This is a genomic window from Pseudooceanicola sp. NS-SX9 (assembly GCF_057380705.1).
The window spans coordinates 207683-223605 of sequence record NZ_CM170818.1; the positions used below are offsets into that span (position 1 = coordinate 207683).

The 15923-nt window shown below is 66.0% G+C and carries 11 protein-coding genes and 2 tRNA genes; 5 read left to right on the plus strand and 8 right to left on the minus strand.

Features of this window, described 5'->3' with window-relative positions:
* Positions 1 to 3: 3 nt before the first annotated feature.
* Together AC2ITM_RS00985 and AC2ITM_RS00990 are read right to left on the minus strand one after the other, a co-directional pair.
* Positions 4 to 612 (minus strand): hypothetical protein, encoded by a 609-nt coding sequence (locus AC2ITM_RS00985; RefSeq protein ID WP_486467978.1) that lies wholly within the window; start codon positions 610 to 612, stop codon positions 4 to 6.
* A gap of 10 nt (positions 613 to 622) precedes the next feature.
* On the minus strand, positions 623 to 1237 hold the full coding sequence (locus AC2ITM_RS00990; RefSeq protein ID WP_486467979.1) for a ribonuclease D: 615 nt from the start codon (positions 1235 to 1237) through the stop codon (positions 623 to 625).
* A 231-nt stretch (positions 1238 to 1468) separates the two neighbouring features.
* On the opposite strand from AC2ITM_RS00990, the gene AC2ITM_RS00995 reads away from it, so the two are divergent.
* A complete protein-coding gene (locus tag AC2ITM_RS00995) occupies positions 1469 to 2842 on the plus strand; it encodes an aminotransferase family protein (RefSeq protein ID WP_486467980.1) in 1374 nt (457 codons plus the stop codon).
* A 176-nt stretch (positions 2843 to 3018) separates the two neighbouring features.
* On the opposite strand, the gene AC2ITM_RS01000 is transcribed toward AC2ITM_RS00995, so the two are convergent.
* The 4 genes from AC2ITM_RS01000 to AC2ITM_RS01015 all read right to left on the minus strand — a co-directional run bounded on the left by AC2ITM_RS01000 (position 3019) and on the right by AC2ITM_RS01015 (position 5905).
* On the minus strand, positions 3019 to 3468 hold the full coding sequence (locus tag AC2ITM_RS01000) for a hypothetical protein (RefSeq protein ID WP_486467981.1): 450 nt from the start codon (positions 3466 to 3468) through the stop codon (positions 3019 to 3021).
* 109 nt (positions 3469 to 3577) lie between these two features.
* A complete protein-coding gene (locus tag AC2ITM_RS01005; RefSeq protein WP_486467982.1) occupies positions 3578 to 5320 on the minus strand; it encodes a tannase/feruloyl esterase family alpha/beta hydrolase in 1743 nt (580 codons plus the stop codon).
* A 264-nt stretch (positions 5321 to 5584) separates the two neighbouring features.
* Positions 5585 to 5670 (minus strand) — tRNA-Leu (locus AC2ITM_RS01010).
* A gap of 149 nt (positions 5671 to 5819) precedes the next feature.
* Positions 5820 to 5905 (minus strand) — tRNA-Leu (locus AC2ITM_RS01015).
* A 155-nt stretch (positions 5906 to 6060) separates the two neighbouring features.
* Here AC2ITM_RS01015 and AC2ITM_RS01020 point away from each other — a divergent pair.
* Complete coding sequence (locus AC2ITM_RS01020; protein WP_486467983.1) at positions 6061 to 7059, plus strand: complex I NDUFA9 subunit family protein; 999 nt, start codon at positions 6061 to 6063, stop codon at positions 7057 to 7059.
* Positions 7060 to 7118: 59 nt separating this feature from the next.
* Here the strand turns inward: AC2ITM_RS01020 and AC2ITM_RS01025 are convergent, their stop codons facing one another.
* Positions 7119 to 7946, minus strand: coding sequence for an undecaprenyl-diphosphate phosphatase (locus tag AC2ITM_RS01025; RefSeq protein WP_486467984.1), 828 nt, complete (start codon positions 7944 to 7946; stop codon positions 7119 to 7121).
* 233 nt (positions 7947 to 8179) lie between these two features.
* Between AC2ITM_RS01025 and AC2ITM_RS01030 the strand changes: the two genes are divergently transcribed.
* The gene (locus AC2ITM_RS01030; RefSeq protein ID WP_486467985.1) at positions 8180 to 9625 is read left to right on the plus strand and encodes an NAD(P)-dependent oxidoreductase; all 1446 of its coding nucleotides are present in this window, start codon (positions 8180 to 8182) and stop codon (positions 9623 to 9625) included.
* A gap of 278 nt (positions 9626 to 9903) precedes the next feature.
* Complete coding sequence (gene gltB / locus AC2ITM_RS01035) at positions 9904 to 14442, plus strand: glutamate synthase large subunit (RefSeq protein WP_486467986.1); 4539 nt, start codon at positions 9904 to 9906, stop codon at positions 14440 to 14442.
* Between the two features lie 140 nt (positions 14443 to 14582).
* Here the strand turns inward: gltB and AC2ITM_RS01040 are convergent, their stop codons facing one another.
* A complete protein-coding gene (locus AC2ITM_RS01040) occupies positions 14583 to 14930 on the minus strand; it encodes a DUF4342 domain-containing protein (protein WP_486467987.1) in 348 nt (115 codons plus the stop codon).
* 325 nt (positions 14931 to 15255) lie between these two features.
* Between AC2ITM_RS01040 and mtgA the strand changes: the two genes are divergently transcribed.
* Positions 15256 to 15909, plus strand: a complete 654-nt coding sequence (gene mtgA, locus AC2ITM_RS01045) for a monofunctional biosynthetic peptidoglycan transglycosylase (RefSeq protein WP_486469458.1) — start codon at positions 15256 to 15258, stop codon at positions 15907 to 15909.
* The last annotated feature ends 14 nt before the right edge of the window (positions 15910 to 15923 follow it).

Sequence of the window (15923 nt, forward strand, 5' to 3'; positions counted from 1 at the left end):
GGATCACTCCTGCGACGACTTGGGGGTGTATACCAGCTTAACGCCACCGGTAAAAAGCAAAAGGCTGTCGCCCTTGCCGTCACCCTGGTGCAGCGCCATATGGCCTGCCTCCAGCGTGCCGACGGGGCCGTTGCCCTGCACCGGGCCAGTGCTTTCGACATCCAGGGCCTTCATCGCGGTGCGCAGGCCATCGGTCGTCAGCGTATAGCCCAGTGACGAGGTGAAGGTGACGCCGCCCTCCAGCCGGGTGATGCCGCGGGACTGGTCGACGCGGCCCTGGGCGGCGGTCATGCTGACGGTCGATCCGCCCACCAGGTCCAGTTTCGCGGTCAGGCCGGTGGCGGCAAAGACGGACCCGCTTTCTGGGGTGGCCTCGGTTGCGGTGATGGCGATCAGGTCACCCGCAGTGGTCGCCCCGGCAAAGCTGGGCTTGGTGATGCCCTCGCGGCTGGCGATATCCTTCAGGTCGACCTGCGAATAGGGGATCTGCGGATCGCTGTTGCGCCCGCGCGACACCAGAAAGACCGTCGACAGCAGCACCACCGCGGCCAGCGGCAACGCCACCTTCAGCAGGGACACGACCCGGGAATAGGACCTTTCGCTAAGTGCCATCGCCGGATCCTCAGCTATGCGCGAAGATGTCGGTGTCGGGCCAGCCCGCCAGGTCCAGCTGCGCCCGCGTCGGCAGGAAGTCAAAGCAGGCCTGGGCGATTTCGGTCCGGCCCTCGCGCGCCAGCCGGGCCGACAGCACGTCGCGCAGCCTGTGCAGGTACAGCACATCCGAAGCCGCGTAATCCAGCTGTGCGGGGGTCAGCGCCTCGGCGCCCCAGTCGCTCATCTGCTGCTGCTTCGAGATGTCGACGGCCAGCAGTTCGTGGGTCAGGTTCCGCAGCCCGTGGCGGTCGGTATAGGTGCGCACCAGGCGGCTGGCGATCTTGGTGCACCAGACCGGGGCGGCCAGCGCGCCGAAGGTGTTGTACATCGCCGCGATGTCGAAGCGGCCGTAGTGGAACAGCTTCAGCACCTGCGGGTCGCGCAGCAGCCGCTCCAGGTTCGGCGCCCGGGTCTGGCCCTTGGCGATCTGCACGATATGTGCGTCGCCGTCGCCCGCCGACAGCTGCACCACGCACAGGCGGTCGCGATGCGGGTTCAGCCCCATTGTCTCGCAGTCGATGGCCACCACGGGGCCAAGGGACAGCCCGTCGGGCAGGTCTTGCTGATGCAGGTGGTTGGTCACGGGCGGGGCGTCCTCGGGGCTGGCTGCCATTGCACTTAGTGGCTTGCCTGCGGGGATGCAAATCCGCGCAGGCGCTGTTATCCTAGCGGCAAGGCGCCGGCCGGCGAAACCGCGCCCGGTGGGGCGGTTTCGGGCGCCGGAAACTGGCCCTATCGAATTCACGATTCTGGACCTAGAAATCGGGCCGGGCGGCGGGCTTTCTGGGGCCAGCACGACCTCCGGAGCAGATCCATGCACGACAACGACATTACCGGCATCATCGAAGCCGACAAGGCCCATGTCTGGCACCACCTCAGCCAGCACAAGGCCTACGAAACCTCCGACCCCCGCGTCATCGTCGAGGGCAAGGGCATCCATGTCTGGGACGCCACCGGCAAGAAGTTCCTTGATGCGGTCTCGGGCGGGGTCTGGACGGTGAACGTGGGCTACGGCCGTGAAAGCATCGCCAACGCCGTGCGCGACCAGCTGGTCAAGCTGCCCTATTTCGCGGGCGCGGCCGGCACCATCCCCGGTGCCCTCTTCGCGGAAAAGCTGATCTCGAAGATGCCGGGCATGACCCGCGTCTACTACAACAACTCGGGCTCGGAGGCGAACGAGAAGGCCTTCAAGATGGTCCGCCAGATCGCCCACAAGAAATACGGCGGCAAGAAGCACAAGATCCTGTTCCGCGAACGCGACTATCACGGCACCACGATCGGCACCCTCTCGGCCTGCGGTCAGCCGCAGCGCGCCGAGCAATACGGCCCCTTCGCGCCGGGCTTCGTCGAGGTGCCGCATTGCCTGGAATACCGCGCCCAGTGGGACCTGAGCGGCGCCGAATACGGCAAGCGCGCTGCTGACGCCATCGAAGAGGTCATCCTGCGCGAAGGCCCCGACACCGTCGGCGCCCTCTGCCTGGAACCGGTGACCGCCGGCGGCGGCGTCATCACCCCGCCCGAAGGCTACTGGGACCGCGTGCAGGAAATCTGCAAGAAGTACGACATCCTGCTGCATATCGACGAGGTCGTCTGCGGCCTTGGCCGCACCGGCACCTGGTTCGGCTACCAGAACTACGGCATCAAGCCCGACATGGTGACCATGGCCAAGGGCCTGGCCTCGGGCTACGCCGCCATCGCCTGCCTGGTGACCACCGAAGAGGTGTTCAACATGTTCAAGGATGATGCGGCGGATCCGATGAACTACTTCCGCGACATCTCGACCTTCGGCGGCTGCACCGCGGGCCCTGCGGCAGCGCTGGAAAACATGCGCATCATCGAAGAGGAAAACCTGCTCGAGAACACGCTGGCCATGGGCGCCCGCCTGATGACGCGCCTGGAAGAGCTGAAGGAAAAGCACGCGGTCATCGGCGATGTGCGCGGCAAGGGCCTGTTCTGCGGCGCCGAGCTGGTTGCCGACCGGGCCACCAAGGAACCCGTCTCCGAGAAGCAGGCCCAGCAGGTCGTCGCCGAATGCGGCGCCCAGGGCGTGATGATCGGCGTGACCAACCGCTCACTGCCAGGCTTCAACAACACGCTCTGCCTGTCGCCTGCGCTGATCGCCACCCCCGAGGACATCGACACGATCACAGCCGCCATCGACGTGGCCCTGACCCGCGTATTCGGCTGATCTCCGGCGGCCCTCCCGGCGTCACCGTCGGGAAGGTGCATATTTATGGAAAGATGAAGACAGAAGGGCGCGCCCGGTTACCCCGGCCGCGCCCTTCCTCATTTTCTTGTTCTGAAATACCTCGGGGGAGGCCGCCGCAGGCGGACGGGGGCAGAGCCCCCTGCGCGGGTGGGGCTTCAGCGCAGCTTCCACTCTTTCAGGCGCCAGTTCGGCCCGTATTCGGCCTTGAACCTGTGTCCATCGGGATCGACCCCCTCGATCTCGGCGCCATCGTCGTGGAATTCGATCTTTTCGAGGCGCCCGTCCGCAGGGTAGCGCTCGGCCGCCTTCAGGGGCTCGGGGATGACGATGGCAATGGCGCTGGCCGCGATCAGGTCATGATCGTCACCCTTGATCTCTTCCAACGTGCCATCGCGGTGCAGGTCAAGCTCGATCCAGGTGCCGTCGGGCAGGCGGCCACGGGCATCGGGGCCGTGGTCGTCGCGGTGGATCGTTACCTGTTCGAGCTTCAGAGCGTCGATCACCGTTTGCAGAGTGTCCGGGCCAGCTGGGGCAGTGGCAACCTGGGCTGTGGCCAGGCCCGCGGCCAGGATCAGGGGCAGGGTCGTCAGGGAGAGGCGGAGCATCCGGTTTCCTTCGGGATGGGGGACCTCTGGGCGAGTCGGGCGAAGCTGCCTGCGGGCGGAGGTCGGGAGGGGAAGGCCGGGGCGGCGCGTACCGCCCCGGCTGGTATCGTCACCGGGTGGTGAAGATATAGGGGGTGAACATCGAGCTGCCCGGCCAGTCGGGCGTGGCCACGATCTGGGCGGCATCGCCCTTGCTCCAGTTGGCGGCATCTGTCACCTCGCCCGTGCCGCTGTACTTGGCGACATAGGGATAGGGATAGACCGGGCGCGTCATGTCCGGCAGCGCCGGATAGTCCAGGGCTGCGGCTTGCGGATGACTGTTCGGTTTGGCGCCGTCGGGCTGACCGAAGCTGGAGGTCTCGCGGGTGGTGGCGGTCTCGATCGCGTCGGGGGCCTGGCCGTTCTCAACCCAGGCCATCATCGGCGTCAGCAGATCAAGGTTGCTGGGGCCCTCGCCGCCGCCGCAATGGGCGACCCCGGGCAGCAGGTAGAGCCGCTCGAAGCTGTCAACGCGGTCCTGGCCAAGGGTCTTCACAAGGGCATTCTGGTAGCTGACCGTGTTGGCCGGAGAGATGTGCTGGTCGGCCAGGCCGTGCCACATGATCAGCTTGCCGCCGGCGGAATCGAAGCGCGACAGGTCCGGGTTGGTGGCATCATAGAAGGGATGGCGGGCGCGCAGCGCATCCAGGGTCGTTTCGGTGAACTTCAGATCCGACAGCTTGTAGTCGGGATTGGCCTTCTGGAAGGCCAGGTATTTCAGCACCGGATCGACGATCTTCTGCGAGAAGAGCTCGTCATCGGCCGTGGCGGCGACATAGACGCCGGCCCAGTTCAGCTCGGAGCCGTATTGTGGCTGGCCAGCGGTCAGCGGCGTGTTGGTCAGCGGATCCTTGGGGCCTTCGTAGAACTTCTTCGCGACATCGGCCTGGGCCTGGGTCAGCCCCTTGCCGACCAGGCTGGAGGGGTCGAAATGGCACAGGGCCGGCTGGCTGATCAGCCCGTCCTTGACGCCGTCCAGGTCGTCGCAGGCCTCGACCACGGCCTTGTGCAGGATCGGCAGCTGGGCGGCGGTCAGGATCACCTTGCCGTCCTTGTCGTAGTTCGACGCAGCCTGCCAGCCGTGGAACAGCGTGTTCTGAACCTGGAACAGCATGGCCGGGGCGCCGGCGATGATGCCGTTGAAATCGTCGGGGAAGCGCTGGGCCTCCATCAGCGCCTCTCGGCCGCCGTCGGAGCAGCCGTTGAAATAGCTGTACTGGGCGTCCTGGCCGTAGAAGGCGACGATCAGCTGGTGCGCCGCCAGCGACGTGATGTGCTGGGCGCGATAGGCAAAGTCCTGGCGCTTCTGGTCATCAAGGCCCCAGGTGCCGTCCTGGCCGGAATGGCCCATGTCGGTGGCGGCCATCACGAAGCCGCCGTCATTAAGCACCTGGCATCCGGCCGAGGCGCCCGAGGTCAGGGTGATCATGCCGCACAGGCCGCCGCAGCCCAGCTGCAGGTAGCGCTGTGTCCAGCTTTTGGTGGGCAGCAGGATCTCGAGCGAGATCTCGGGGGCCAGCGTTGCCTTGATGTCGCAGACCGGCAGCCCGCCCGAGGTCGTCTCGGTGGCCGAGGTGATCTTGCTGCCCGCCCCGCCGATCCGCGTCAGGTCGGTCTTGGCCAGATCGGCGCAGCTGATCACCGGCTTCAGCACGGCAAGGGATTTCGGCGTTGCGGCGGCGGAGGTGGTTGCCGCCGGGGCAGCGGCGGGGGCGTCCTCGGCCCGGGCCAGTGCGGGCAGGGCCAGGGCCAGCCCGGTGACCACAACGGCCACCGCGCGGACCATGCCACCGTGCAAGGGTATGCGAATCATGTGTCTCTCCTGATCGTCGGGATGCCTCGCACGTCCGAGCGCATCCGGGTCTGCGTCGATCCTACGCAGGGCCGCGGCGATTCCGTCGGGCCAGCGGGTGATCTGACCCGATCATGGTAGGTACGGGCCTGTACCGCAACATGCCGCATTCTATGGCCCTGTCCATGGTGTTGAACGCGGCCGGGTCGGATTTCTGCCAGGGCGAATCCTGAGGGGGGAACGACAAAGCCCCGAAACCGCTGGGGTTTCGGGGCTTTCGAAAAGTGGTGCCCAGGAGAGGACTCGAACCTCCACGTCCTTTCGAACACTAGTACCTGAAACTAGCGCGTCTACCATTCCGCCACCTGGGCCGGTGTCGTGAGGTGCCGTATAGGGGCAAGCGCAGAGGCCGTCAATCGGTCTTGAACAGGTCCTGCAAGATTTCGTTAAAAATCCGCAAGTCCCTGGCCGCAAAAGAAAAAGCCCCGAAACCACGAGGGTTTCAGGGCTTTTAGAAGAATGGTGCCCAGGAGAGGACTCGAACCTCCACGTCCTTGCGAACACTAGCACCTGAAGCTAGCGCGTCTACCATTCCGCCACCTGGGCCGGTGTCGTGAGGTGCCGTATATGAGGGGCTGCTGAGGCCGTCAACGATCTTTTTCAGTTTTTCGAGAACGACCTAGCGGCAATCCCGGGAACGCCTTGCCCGAAGGGGCCCCGGGCGGTACTTACAGGAGGGAAACGCCAGCCGGAGGTCGCTCATGTCCCTTTCGTCCCCGTCCAAGCTCGTCACCATTTTCGGCGGCTCGGGTTTCGTCGGCCGCTACATCGCGCGCCGGATGGCCAAGCAGGGCTGGCGGGTGCGTGTCGCCGTACGCCGCCCGAACGAGGCCGGCTTTGTGCGCACCTACGGTGTCGTCGGCCAGGTCGAGCCCGTCTTCTGCAACATCCGCGACGATGCCTCGGTGCGGGCGGTGACGCTGGGGGCCTCGGCAGTGGTGAACTGCGTGGGCACCTTCGCCGCCACGGGCAAGAACAATTTCGACGCCGTGCAGAACGCGGGCGCGGGCCGCATCGCGCGCATCGCCGCCGAAGAGGGCATCACCGCGATGGTGCACCTGTCGGCGCTTGGCGCGGACGAGGGCGGCCACAGCCAGTATGCTGTGTCGAAGGCCAAAGGCGAGGCCGCCGTGCTGGCCGCCCAGCCCGGCGCGATGATCCTGCGCCCCTCGGTGGTCTTCGGCCCCGAGGACAAGTTCTACAACCGCTTCGCCGAGATGGCCCGCAATGGCGCCTGCCTGCCGATCGTGTCGGGCAGCACCCGGTTCCAGCCGGTCTATGTGGATGACATCGCCGCCGCCGCCGAGCTGTACCTGACTGGCCAGGCCGAGGGCGGTATCTACGAGTTGGGTGGCCCCGATGCCCATACCTTCCGCGAGCTGATGCAGGAAATGCTGGGCGTGATCCAGCGCCGCCGCCCGGTGATCGGCGTGCCGCATTTCGCGGCCGCACTGATGGCTTCGGCGCTGGACGGGCTGGACCGCGTGACCGCCGGCACCTTCGCCAACCATACCCTGACCCGCGACCAGCTGCGCCAGCTGGGCAGCGACAACGTGGTCACCGGCAGCCAGAAGGGCTTTGCCGATCTGGGCATCCAGCCGGTCTCGGTGGAAAGTGTCCTGCCGGACTACCTGTGGCGCTTCCGCCCGGCCGGCCAGTACGCGCCGCTGACGCGCTCGGCCAAGAACCTGCAGATGTAACCGCGCTTCCGCGTGAGGGCGACAGGCCCCGGTGCCGCAAGGCGCCGGGGCCTTTGCGTTCACGCCTCCTGCGGCGGGGCGCCGAACAGGTAGGCATAGCCCAGCAGAATCACCCCCAGCACGACGCGGTAAATCACGTAGGGCGTGAAGCTGACCGAGCGCAGCAGCCGCATCATCAGCACCAGCGCCACCAGCGCCGACAGGAAGGCGAAGACCGCCGCGATGGCGCCGTCGCGGGCGGCCTGCAGGTTGGCGCTGGCCACCACGTCGCCGAATTCATAGGCCGTGGCGGCGATGATCATCGGAATCGACATCAGCATCGAGATCTTGGCCGCCGCCTGACGCTCGAACCCGGCAAAGAGGGCGCCGGTGATGGTGATGCCCGAGCGCGAGGTGCCGGGAATCAGCGCGATCGCCTGCCACAGGCCCAGCTTGATGGCATCGCGCATCGACCAGTCCGCGGCCGGCCTGCCGGTGTCGCCGCGACGGTCCGCCCAGTACAGCACCAGCCCGAACAGCAGCATCGTCCAGCCGATGACCGCGACAGATCGCAGCATCTCGTCCAGGCCGGTGATGGCCAGCAGCAGCCCGAACAGAATGCCGGGAATCGTCGCAACGATCAGCAGCAGCGCCAGCCGGGCACCGGGGGTGTCGGCGCGGCCGCAGGCCAGCCGTGGCAGCCCCGCCACCGCCTGTCCGACATCCTTCCAGAAGTAGATCATCACGGCCAGAAGCGTGCCGAAATGCACGGCAACATCCAGAATCTGGCCCTGATCTTCGGCGCCGGTCAGCGCGGGCAGAAGAATCAGGTGGCCCGAGGACGAGATTGGCAGAAACTCGGTGATGCCCTGGATCATCGCCAGGATGAGAAGGTGGAGGAGGGTCATGAAAGGTCCTTGGTCTGGAATGTGCCGCGTGAAAACAGCGTGGAAAAGAAGGCGGAAATCGAATATAGGTCCGGTTGTTGACCTTTTTTAGGGGGTCAAATTGTCCCTAAACTCAAAATCCTGCAGTAAAGTGACATATTGGGTCAGCATGTCTGACTTTTATTCCCTCTCGATGTGTCATAGAAGGCCTCCGACAGGCACGGGGACCCGTGAATCGAAAAAGGAGCTAGGCCGTGGCGAAGCAACCGATGCTGAAATTCGTGACCGTCAGCCGTGACATGCCGCAAAAGCGTGACGCGAGCTTGCGCGCGAAGGACTACGACGAGATCTATGCCGAATTCGCGGCTGCAAAGGCCGAAGAGCAGGCCTCGCGCTGCTCGCAATGCGGCGTTCCGTATTGCCAGAGCCACTGCCCGCTGCACAACAACATCCCCGACTGGCTGCGCCTGACCGCCACCGGCCGGCTGGAAGAAGCCTATGCGATCAGCCAGGCGACGAACACCTTCCCCGAGATCTGCGGCCGCATCTGCCCGCAGGATCGCCTCTGTGAGGGCAACTGCGTCATCGAGCAGTCCGGCCACGGCACCGTGACGATCGGCGCGGTCGAGAAATACATCACCGACACTGCCTGGGAAAACGGCTGGGTCAAGGCCAAGGGCCCCGAGCTGGAGCGCGAGGAAAGCATCGGCATCATCGGTGCGGGCCCGGGCGGTCTGGCGGCAGCCGACATGCTGCGCCGCGAGGGCTTTCAGGTCACCGTCTATGACCGATACGACCGCGCCGGCGGCCTGCTGACCTACGGCATCCCGGGCTTCAAGCTGGAAAAGGACGTGGTCATGCGCCGCATCCAGCAGCTGCAGGACATGGGCATCGAATTCGTGCTGAACTGCACCGTGGGCGAGGATATTTCCTTCGACGCGATCCGCGGCAAGCATGACGCGGTGCTGATCGCCACCGGCGTCTACAAAACCCGCGACCTGTCGGGCCCGAACGCAGGCGCCACCGGCATCGTGCGCGCCATCGACTACCTGACCGCCAACAACAAGGTGTCGAACTTCGGCGACGACGTGGCCGAGTTCGAAAGCGGCGAGCTGAACGCCAAGGGCAAGAAGGTTCTGGTGGTCGGCGGCGGCGATACCGCGATGGACTGCGTGCGCACCGCGATCCGCCAGGGCGCGACCAGCGTCAAATGCCTCTATCGCCGCGACCGCGCCAACATGCCCGGCTCGCAGCGCGAGGTGAAGAACGCCGAGGAAGAGGGCGTCGAATTCGTCTGGCTGTCGAACCCGGTGGGCTTTGCCACCACCGATGCCGGCGCCGTCAGCCAGGCCATGGTGCAGAAGATGCGCCTGGGTCAGCCCGATGCCTCGGGGCGCCGCGCGCCGGAACTGATCGAGGGCTCGGACTATGCCGAGGACGCCGATCTGGTCATCAAGGCCCTGGGTTTCGAGCCCGAGGACCTGCCGAAGCTGTGGAACACCGAGGGGCTGGAAGTGACCCGCTGGGGCACCGTGCGCGCCGAATTCGGCACCGGCCGGACCAGCCTGGATCGCGTCTATGCCGTGGGCGACATCGTGCGCGGTGCCAGCCTGGTGGTCTGGGCGATCCGCGACGGCCGCGACTGCGCCACCGCGATCATCGCCGATCTGAAGGCCCAGGGCGCCATCGCCGCTGAATGACGAAAGGGGCGACCGGCCCCTTTCACCCCCGTCTCAAGCCGGGGAAGACCGGAACGGATGCGGAAAGCGGCCCCCGGGGCCTTCTTTCCGCGGCAAGGCGCCGCGCAAGGCGGGCGCCCCGGCAGCTTCCCCTTCGTCCTCCCGCCGGTTCGGGCCACACTGGCCCCGGCACGGAAGACGGCAGCAGGACCCCGCGCGGTCCGACAGAACAGCACCGGCCCGGGGCCGCTCCCCCGCCCGGTTGCACGTAACGCCACTTCGGCAGAGGAGAGCTTTGAATGACCCGCTTTGATGAGAACTGGGCCGCCGCCGAGGAAGCCAAGCGCAAGTGGATGGAAGAGAACGGCCTGTTCCGCGAGGAACACGAGCACTCTTCCTGCGGCGTGGGCCTCGTTGTTTCCGTGGACGGGAAAGCCTCCCGCAAGGTGGTCGAATCCGGCATCACCGCGCTGAAGGCGATCTGGCACCGTGGTGCCGTCGATGCCGACGGCAAGACCGGTGACGGCGCGGGCATCCACGTGCAGATCCCCGTTCCCTTCTTCCACGACCAGATCCGCCGCACCGGCCACGAACCCCGCCTGGATGAACTGATGGCCGTGGGCCAGGTCTTCCTGCCGCGCACCGATTTCGGCGCCCAGGAAACCTGCCGGACGATCGTCGAATCCGAAGTGCTGCGGATGGGCTACTACATCTACGGCTGGCGCCACGTGCCCGTCGACATCGACTGCCTGGGCGAAAAGGCCAACGCCACCCGTCCCGAAATCGAGCAGATCCTGATCTCGAACTGCAAGGGCGTCGACGAAGAGACCTTCGAGCGCGAGCTTTACGTGATCCGTCGCCGCATCGAGAAGGCGGCTCAGGCGGCGCATGTCAGCGGCCTGTACCTGGCGTCGCTGTCGTGCCGCTCGATCATCTACAAGGGCATGATGCTGGCCGAGCAGGTCGCCGTCTTCTACCCCGACCTGATGGACGAACGTTTCGAATCGACCTTCGCGATCTACCACCAGCGCTATTCGACCAACACCTTCCCGCAGTGGTGGCTGGCCCAGCCGTTCCGCATGCTGGCCCACAACGGCGAGATCAACACCCTGAAGGGCAACGTCAACTGGATGAAGTCGCACGAGATCCGCATGGCCTCGAGCACCTTCGGAGAGCTGGCCGAGGACATCAAGCCGATCATCCCCTCGGGCACGTCGGATTCCGGCGCGCTGGATGCCGTCTTCGAGGTTCTGGTGCGTGCGGGCCGTTCGGCGCCCATGGCCAAGACCATGCTGGTGCCGGAAAGCTGGTCCAAGCAGGCCGAGGAGCTGCCCGAAGCCTGGCGCGACATGTATTCCTACTGTAACTCGGTCATGGAACCCTGGGACGGCCCCGCCGCCCTGGCGATGACCGATGGCCGCTGGGTCTGCGCCGGTACCGACCGCAACGGCCTGCGTCCGATGCGCTATGTCGTCACCGGTGACGGCCTGCTGATCGCGGGTTCCGAAGCGGGCATGATCCCCGTTGACGAGGCCACCGTGCGCGAAAAAGGCGCGCTTGGCCCGGGCCAGCTGCTGGCCGTCGATACCGCCGAGGGCAAGCTGTACCACGACACCGAGATCAAGGACAAAATGGCCGCTGGCCAGCCCTTCGGTGAATGGGTCGGCAAGATCTCGGAACTGGACGAGCACCTTGAAAAGGTCGAGGAAAAGCCGCTGTTCGAAGGCGAGGAACTGCGCAAGCGCCAGATCGCGGCCGGCTTCACCATCGAGGAAATCGAGCAGATGCTCGCGCCCATGGCCGAAGATGGCAAAGAGGCGCTGGCCTCGATGGGCGATGACACGCCCTCTGCCGTGCTGTCGAACAAGTACCGTCCGCTGTCGCATTTCTTCCGCCAGAACTTCAGCCAGGTGACCAACCCGCCGATCGACTCTCTGCGCGAATTCCGCGTGATGAGCCTGAAGACGCGCTTCGGCAACCTGAAGAACGTGCTGGACGAAAGCAGCGCGCAGACGGAAATCCTGGTCCTGGACAGCCCCTTCGTCGGCAATGCCCAGTTCGAGGAGCTCAAGCGCCACTTCAACGCCGAGATGGTCGAGATCGACTGCACCTTCGCGGTGGACGGCGGTGAACATGCCCTGCAGGACGCCCTGGCGCGCATCCGCCGCGAGGCCGAGGATGCCGTGCGTTCGGGCGGCGGCCACATCGTGCTGACCGACCATCACCAGAATGCCGACAAGATCGGCATGCCGATGATCCTCGCGACCTCGGCGGTGCACAGCTGGCTGACCCGCAAGGGCCTGCGGACCTTCTGCTCGCTTGGCGTGCGGTCTGCCGAATGCATCGACCCGCATTACTTCGCGGTGCTGATCGCGTCGGGCGCGACCATCGTCAACGCCTACCTGGCCGAGGACACCCTGGCCGACCGCATCAAGCGCGGCCTGTTGGAAGGGTCGCTGACCGACAACATCGGCCGCTACCGCGATGCCATCGACCAGGGTCTGCTGAAGATCATGGCCAAGATGGGCATCTCGGTGATCTCGTCCTATCGCGGTGGCCTGAACTTCGAGGCCGTCGGCCTGTCGCGCGCCATGGTGGCCGAGTTCTTCCCCGGCATGCTCAGCCGGATCTCGGGGATCGGGGTCTCGGGCATCCAGAACAAGCTGGAAGAGATTCACGCGCTTGGCTGGCTGAAGGGCCGTGACGTGCTGCCGATCGGCGGCTTCTACAAGTCCCGCAAATCCGGCGAGACCCACGCCTGGGAAGCGCAGACCATGCACATGCTGCAGGCGGCCTGCGACCGGTCCAGCTATGAAATCTGGAAGCAGTACAGCGCCCGGATGCAGGCGAACCCGCCGATCCACCTGCGCGACCTGCTGGCGATCAAGCCGCTGGCCAAGGCGATCCCGCTGGAAGAGGTCGAATCGATCACCTCGATCCGCAAGCGTTTCGTGACGCCGGGCATGTCGCTGGGCGCCCTGTCGCCCGAGGCGCACAAGCTGCTGAACGTCGCCATGAACCGCATCGGTGCGAAATCCGACAGCGGCGAGGGCGGCGAGGATCCGGCACATTTCGTGCCCGAACCCAACGGCGACAACCCGTCGGCGAAGATCAAGCAGGTGGCTTCGGGTCGTTTCGGCGTCACCGCCGAATACCTGAACCAGTGCGAAGAGCTGGAGATCAAGGTCGCGCAGGGTGCCAAGCCCGGCGAGGGTGGCCAGCTGCCCGGCATGAAGGTCACCGACCTGATTGCGCGTCTGCGCCACTCGACCAAGGGTGTCACGCTGATCAGCCCGCCGCCGCACCACGACATCTACTCGATCGAGGATCTGGCCCAGCTCATCTATGACCTGAAGCAGATCAACCCGACGGTGAAGGTGACGGTCAAGCTGGTGGCAAGCTCGGGCGTGGGCACCATCGCTGCGGGTGTGGCGAAGGCCAAGGCCGACATCATCCTGATCTCGGGGCACAATGGCGGCACGGGCGCGTCCCCGGCGACCTCGATCAAGTTCGCGGGCCTGCCGTGGGAAATGGGCCTGACCGAGGCGCATCAGGTCCTGGCGATGAACAAGCTGCGCGAACGCGTGACGCTGCGCACCGACGGTGGCCTGCGGACGGGTCGCGACATCGTCATGGCCGCGATGATGGGTGCCGAGGAATTCGGCATCGGCACCGCCGCGCTGATCGCGATGGGCTGCATCATGGTGCGTCAGTGCCAGTCGAACACCTGCCCGGTGGGCGTGTGCACCCAGGACGAGGCCCTGCGCAAGAAGTTCACCGGTTCCGCCGACAAGGTGGTCAACCTGATCACCTTCTACGCCCAGGAAGTCCGCGAGATCCTGGCCAGCATCGGTGCGCGCAGCCTGGATGACGTGATCGGCCGTGCCGACCTGCTGCACCAGGTCAGCCGCGGTGCGGAACATCTTGACGACCTCGACCTGAACCCGCTGCTGGTGACGGTCGATGGCGCCAAGGACATCGTCTACGACCGCCTGAAGCCCCGCAACGTGGTGCCCGACACGCTGGACGCCGAAATCGTCCGCGATGCCGCGCGCTTCCTGCAGGAAGGCGAGAAGATGCAGCTGTCCTACGCGGTGCAGAACACGCACCGGACCGTGGGCACGCGGACCTCGTCGCATATCGTGCGCAAGTTCGGGATGCGCAACGCGCTGCAACCCGACCACCTGACGGTCAAGCTGACCGGGTCTGCCGGCCAGTCGCTGGGCGCCTTCGCGGCCCCGGGCCTGAAGATCGAGGTCTCGGGCGAGGCGAACGACTACGTGGGCAAGGGTCTGTCGGGCGGCACCATCGTGGTGCGTCCGGCGATGAATTCGCCTCTGACGGCGGCCGAGAACACGATCATCGGCAACACCGTGCTGTACGGCGCGACCGATGGCTTCCTGTTCGCGGCAGGCCGTGCGGGCGAACGTTTCGCGGTCAGGAACTCGGGCGCCAAGGTGGTGATCGAGGGCTGCGGCTCGAACGGGTGCGAGTACATGACCGGCGGTGTCGCCGTGATCCTGGGCTCGATCGGGGCGAACTTTGGCGCGGGCATGACCGGCGGCATGGCGTACCTTTATGATCCCGAGGGCAAGGCCGAGAAGCTGATGAACAAGGAAACCCTTGTCACCTGCGCGGTCGAGGTCGCCCACTGGCAGTCGCAGCTGCACGAGCTGGTCAAGCGCCACGCCGAGGAAACCGGCAGCCGCAAGGCCGCCGAGATCCTGCAGCACTGGGACCTGGAGCTGGGCAACTTCGTCCAGGTCTGCCCGATCGAGATGCTGAAGCACCTGCCGTTCCCGCTGACCGAGGACGAAAAGGCGATGCCGGCGGAATGATCCTTCGGCCCCCTTCTGGGGGCCGGGAGCAAGGTCCGTCGAAGGGGGCGGACAGGGAAAGACCCCGGTGCGCAAGCGCCGGGGCCTTTTTCGTTGCGGGGTCGCATCTGCCCCTGCCGCCTTTTCCTGTCGGACCCGGGTCAGACCGGCATGTTGTCACCGATCGGGTCATCGTCGATATCGGCGGCCGTTGGCTCCATGTGGGGTGGGCCACGGCCGTCATGGGCGGCTTCGGGGTGATGATCGACCTCGACATGCAGGTCGGTGGCCAGCCCCGCGACGGCGCCCAGAAGGGCGATCCAGGGGGCGGCCAGCGCCACGGTCCCGCCGGCCACGACGGCTGCCGTCACCGGCAGTTCCAGCGTGAAGTTGCCTTCGGGGTCGCGGATGCGCAGGTGACTCACGTTGCCCTCGGCGATCCGGTCCCGGATGTGTTCGACGATCCGGGGGGCAGTGATGCAGGTGGTGGTTCCATGAATGCGGGCCATGACAGGCTCCTTTCATCCGGGCTGTCGGGAGGGTGGTGCAGGTGGAGGAAACGAACCCGGCCACCCTCCCTTTCCAGACATCTGTATGTTAGCACTGCAAGGACGGTTCCCGACTTGATCCTGATCATTTCCGGCCGAACTTTTGACGGCAGGACAGGCGGGCATCCGGGCAGCGAAAGGGCAGGGCGTGGCGAAACAGGCCGTACGGAAGACGACGGGCAGCAGGGGCGGAAAGAAGGCGGCAAAGACCGCGGCCCCGGTGGAAACGAAACGGGGGCTGGGGGCGCTGCTGCGCTGGCGCCGGGGCGGCGGACGGGTCCGGCCGATGCGGCGGATCTGGCAGGGGCTGGGCGTGCTGGTGCTGCTGGCGCTGGCGCTGGTGGCCGCCAATTCGGTCATCCGGCCCTTCCAGGGTGTCTACATGCATTCCGAGGCCCGCCGGCTGGGCGGCATCACCCAGGACTGGGTCCCGATGAGCCGCATCGCCCCGGTGATGGCGCGATCCGCCGTGGCGGCCGAGGATGCCAACTTTTGCCGCCACTGGGGGTTCGACATGTCGGCGATCCGCGATGCCATTGCCGAAGGCATGTCGCGGGGGGGCTCGACCATTGATCAGCAGGTGGCGAAGAACGTCTACCTCTGGCCCGGGCGCAGCTATCTGAGGAAGGCGATGGAGGGCGTCGTGACCCCCGCGATCGAGTTGTTCTGGAGCAAGCGGCGCATCCTTGAGGTCTATCTGAACGTGGCCGAGTTCGACGAGGGCATCTTTGGCGTGCAGGCGGCGGCGCGGCATTACTTTGGCGTCGATGCCGACAAGCTGAGCGCGACCCAGGCGGCGCGGCTGGCAGCGATCCTGCCTTCGCCCCAGGCCTGGTCGGCCTCGCACCCGACGAATTACGTGCGGCGGCGGGCCGCGCAGATCATCGACGGGGCGGCAACCATCCGGCGGGATGGCCGGGCGGATTGTTTCGAGGATTGAACCCGCGGCCCTGA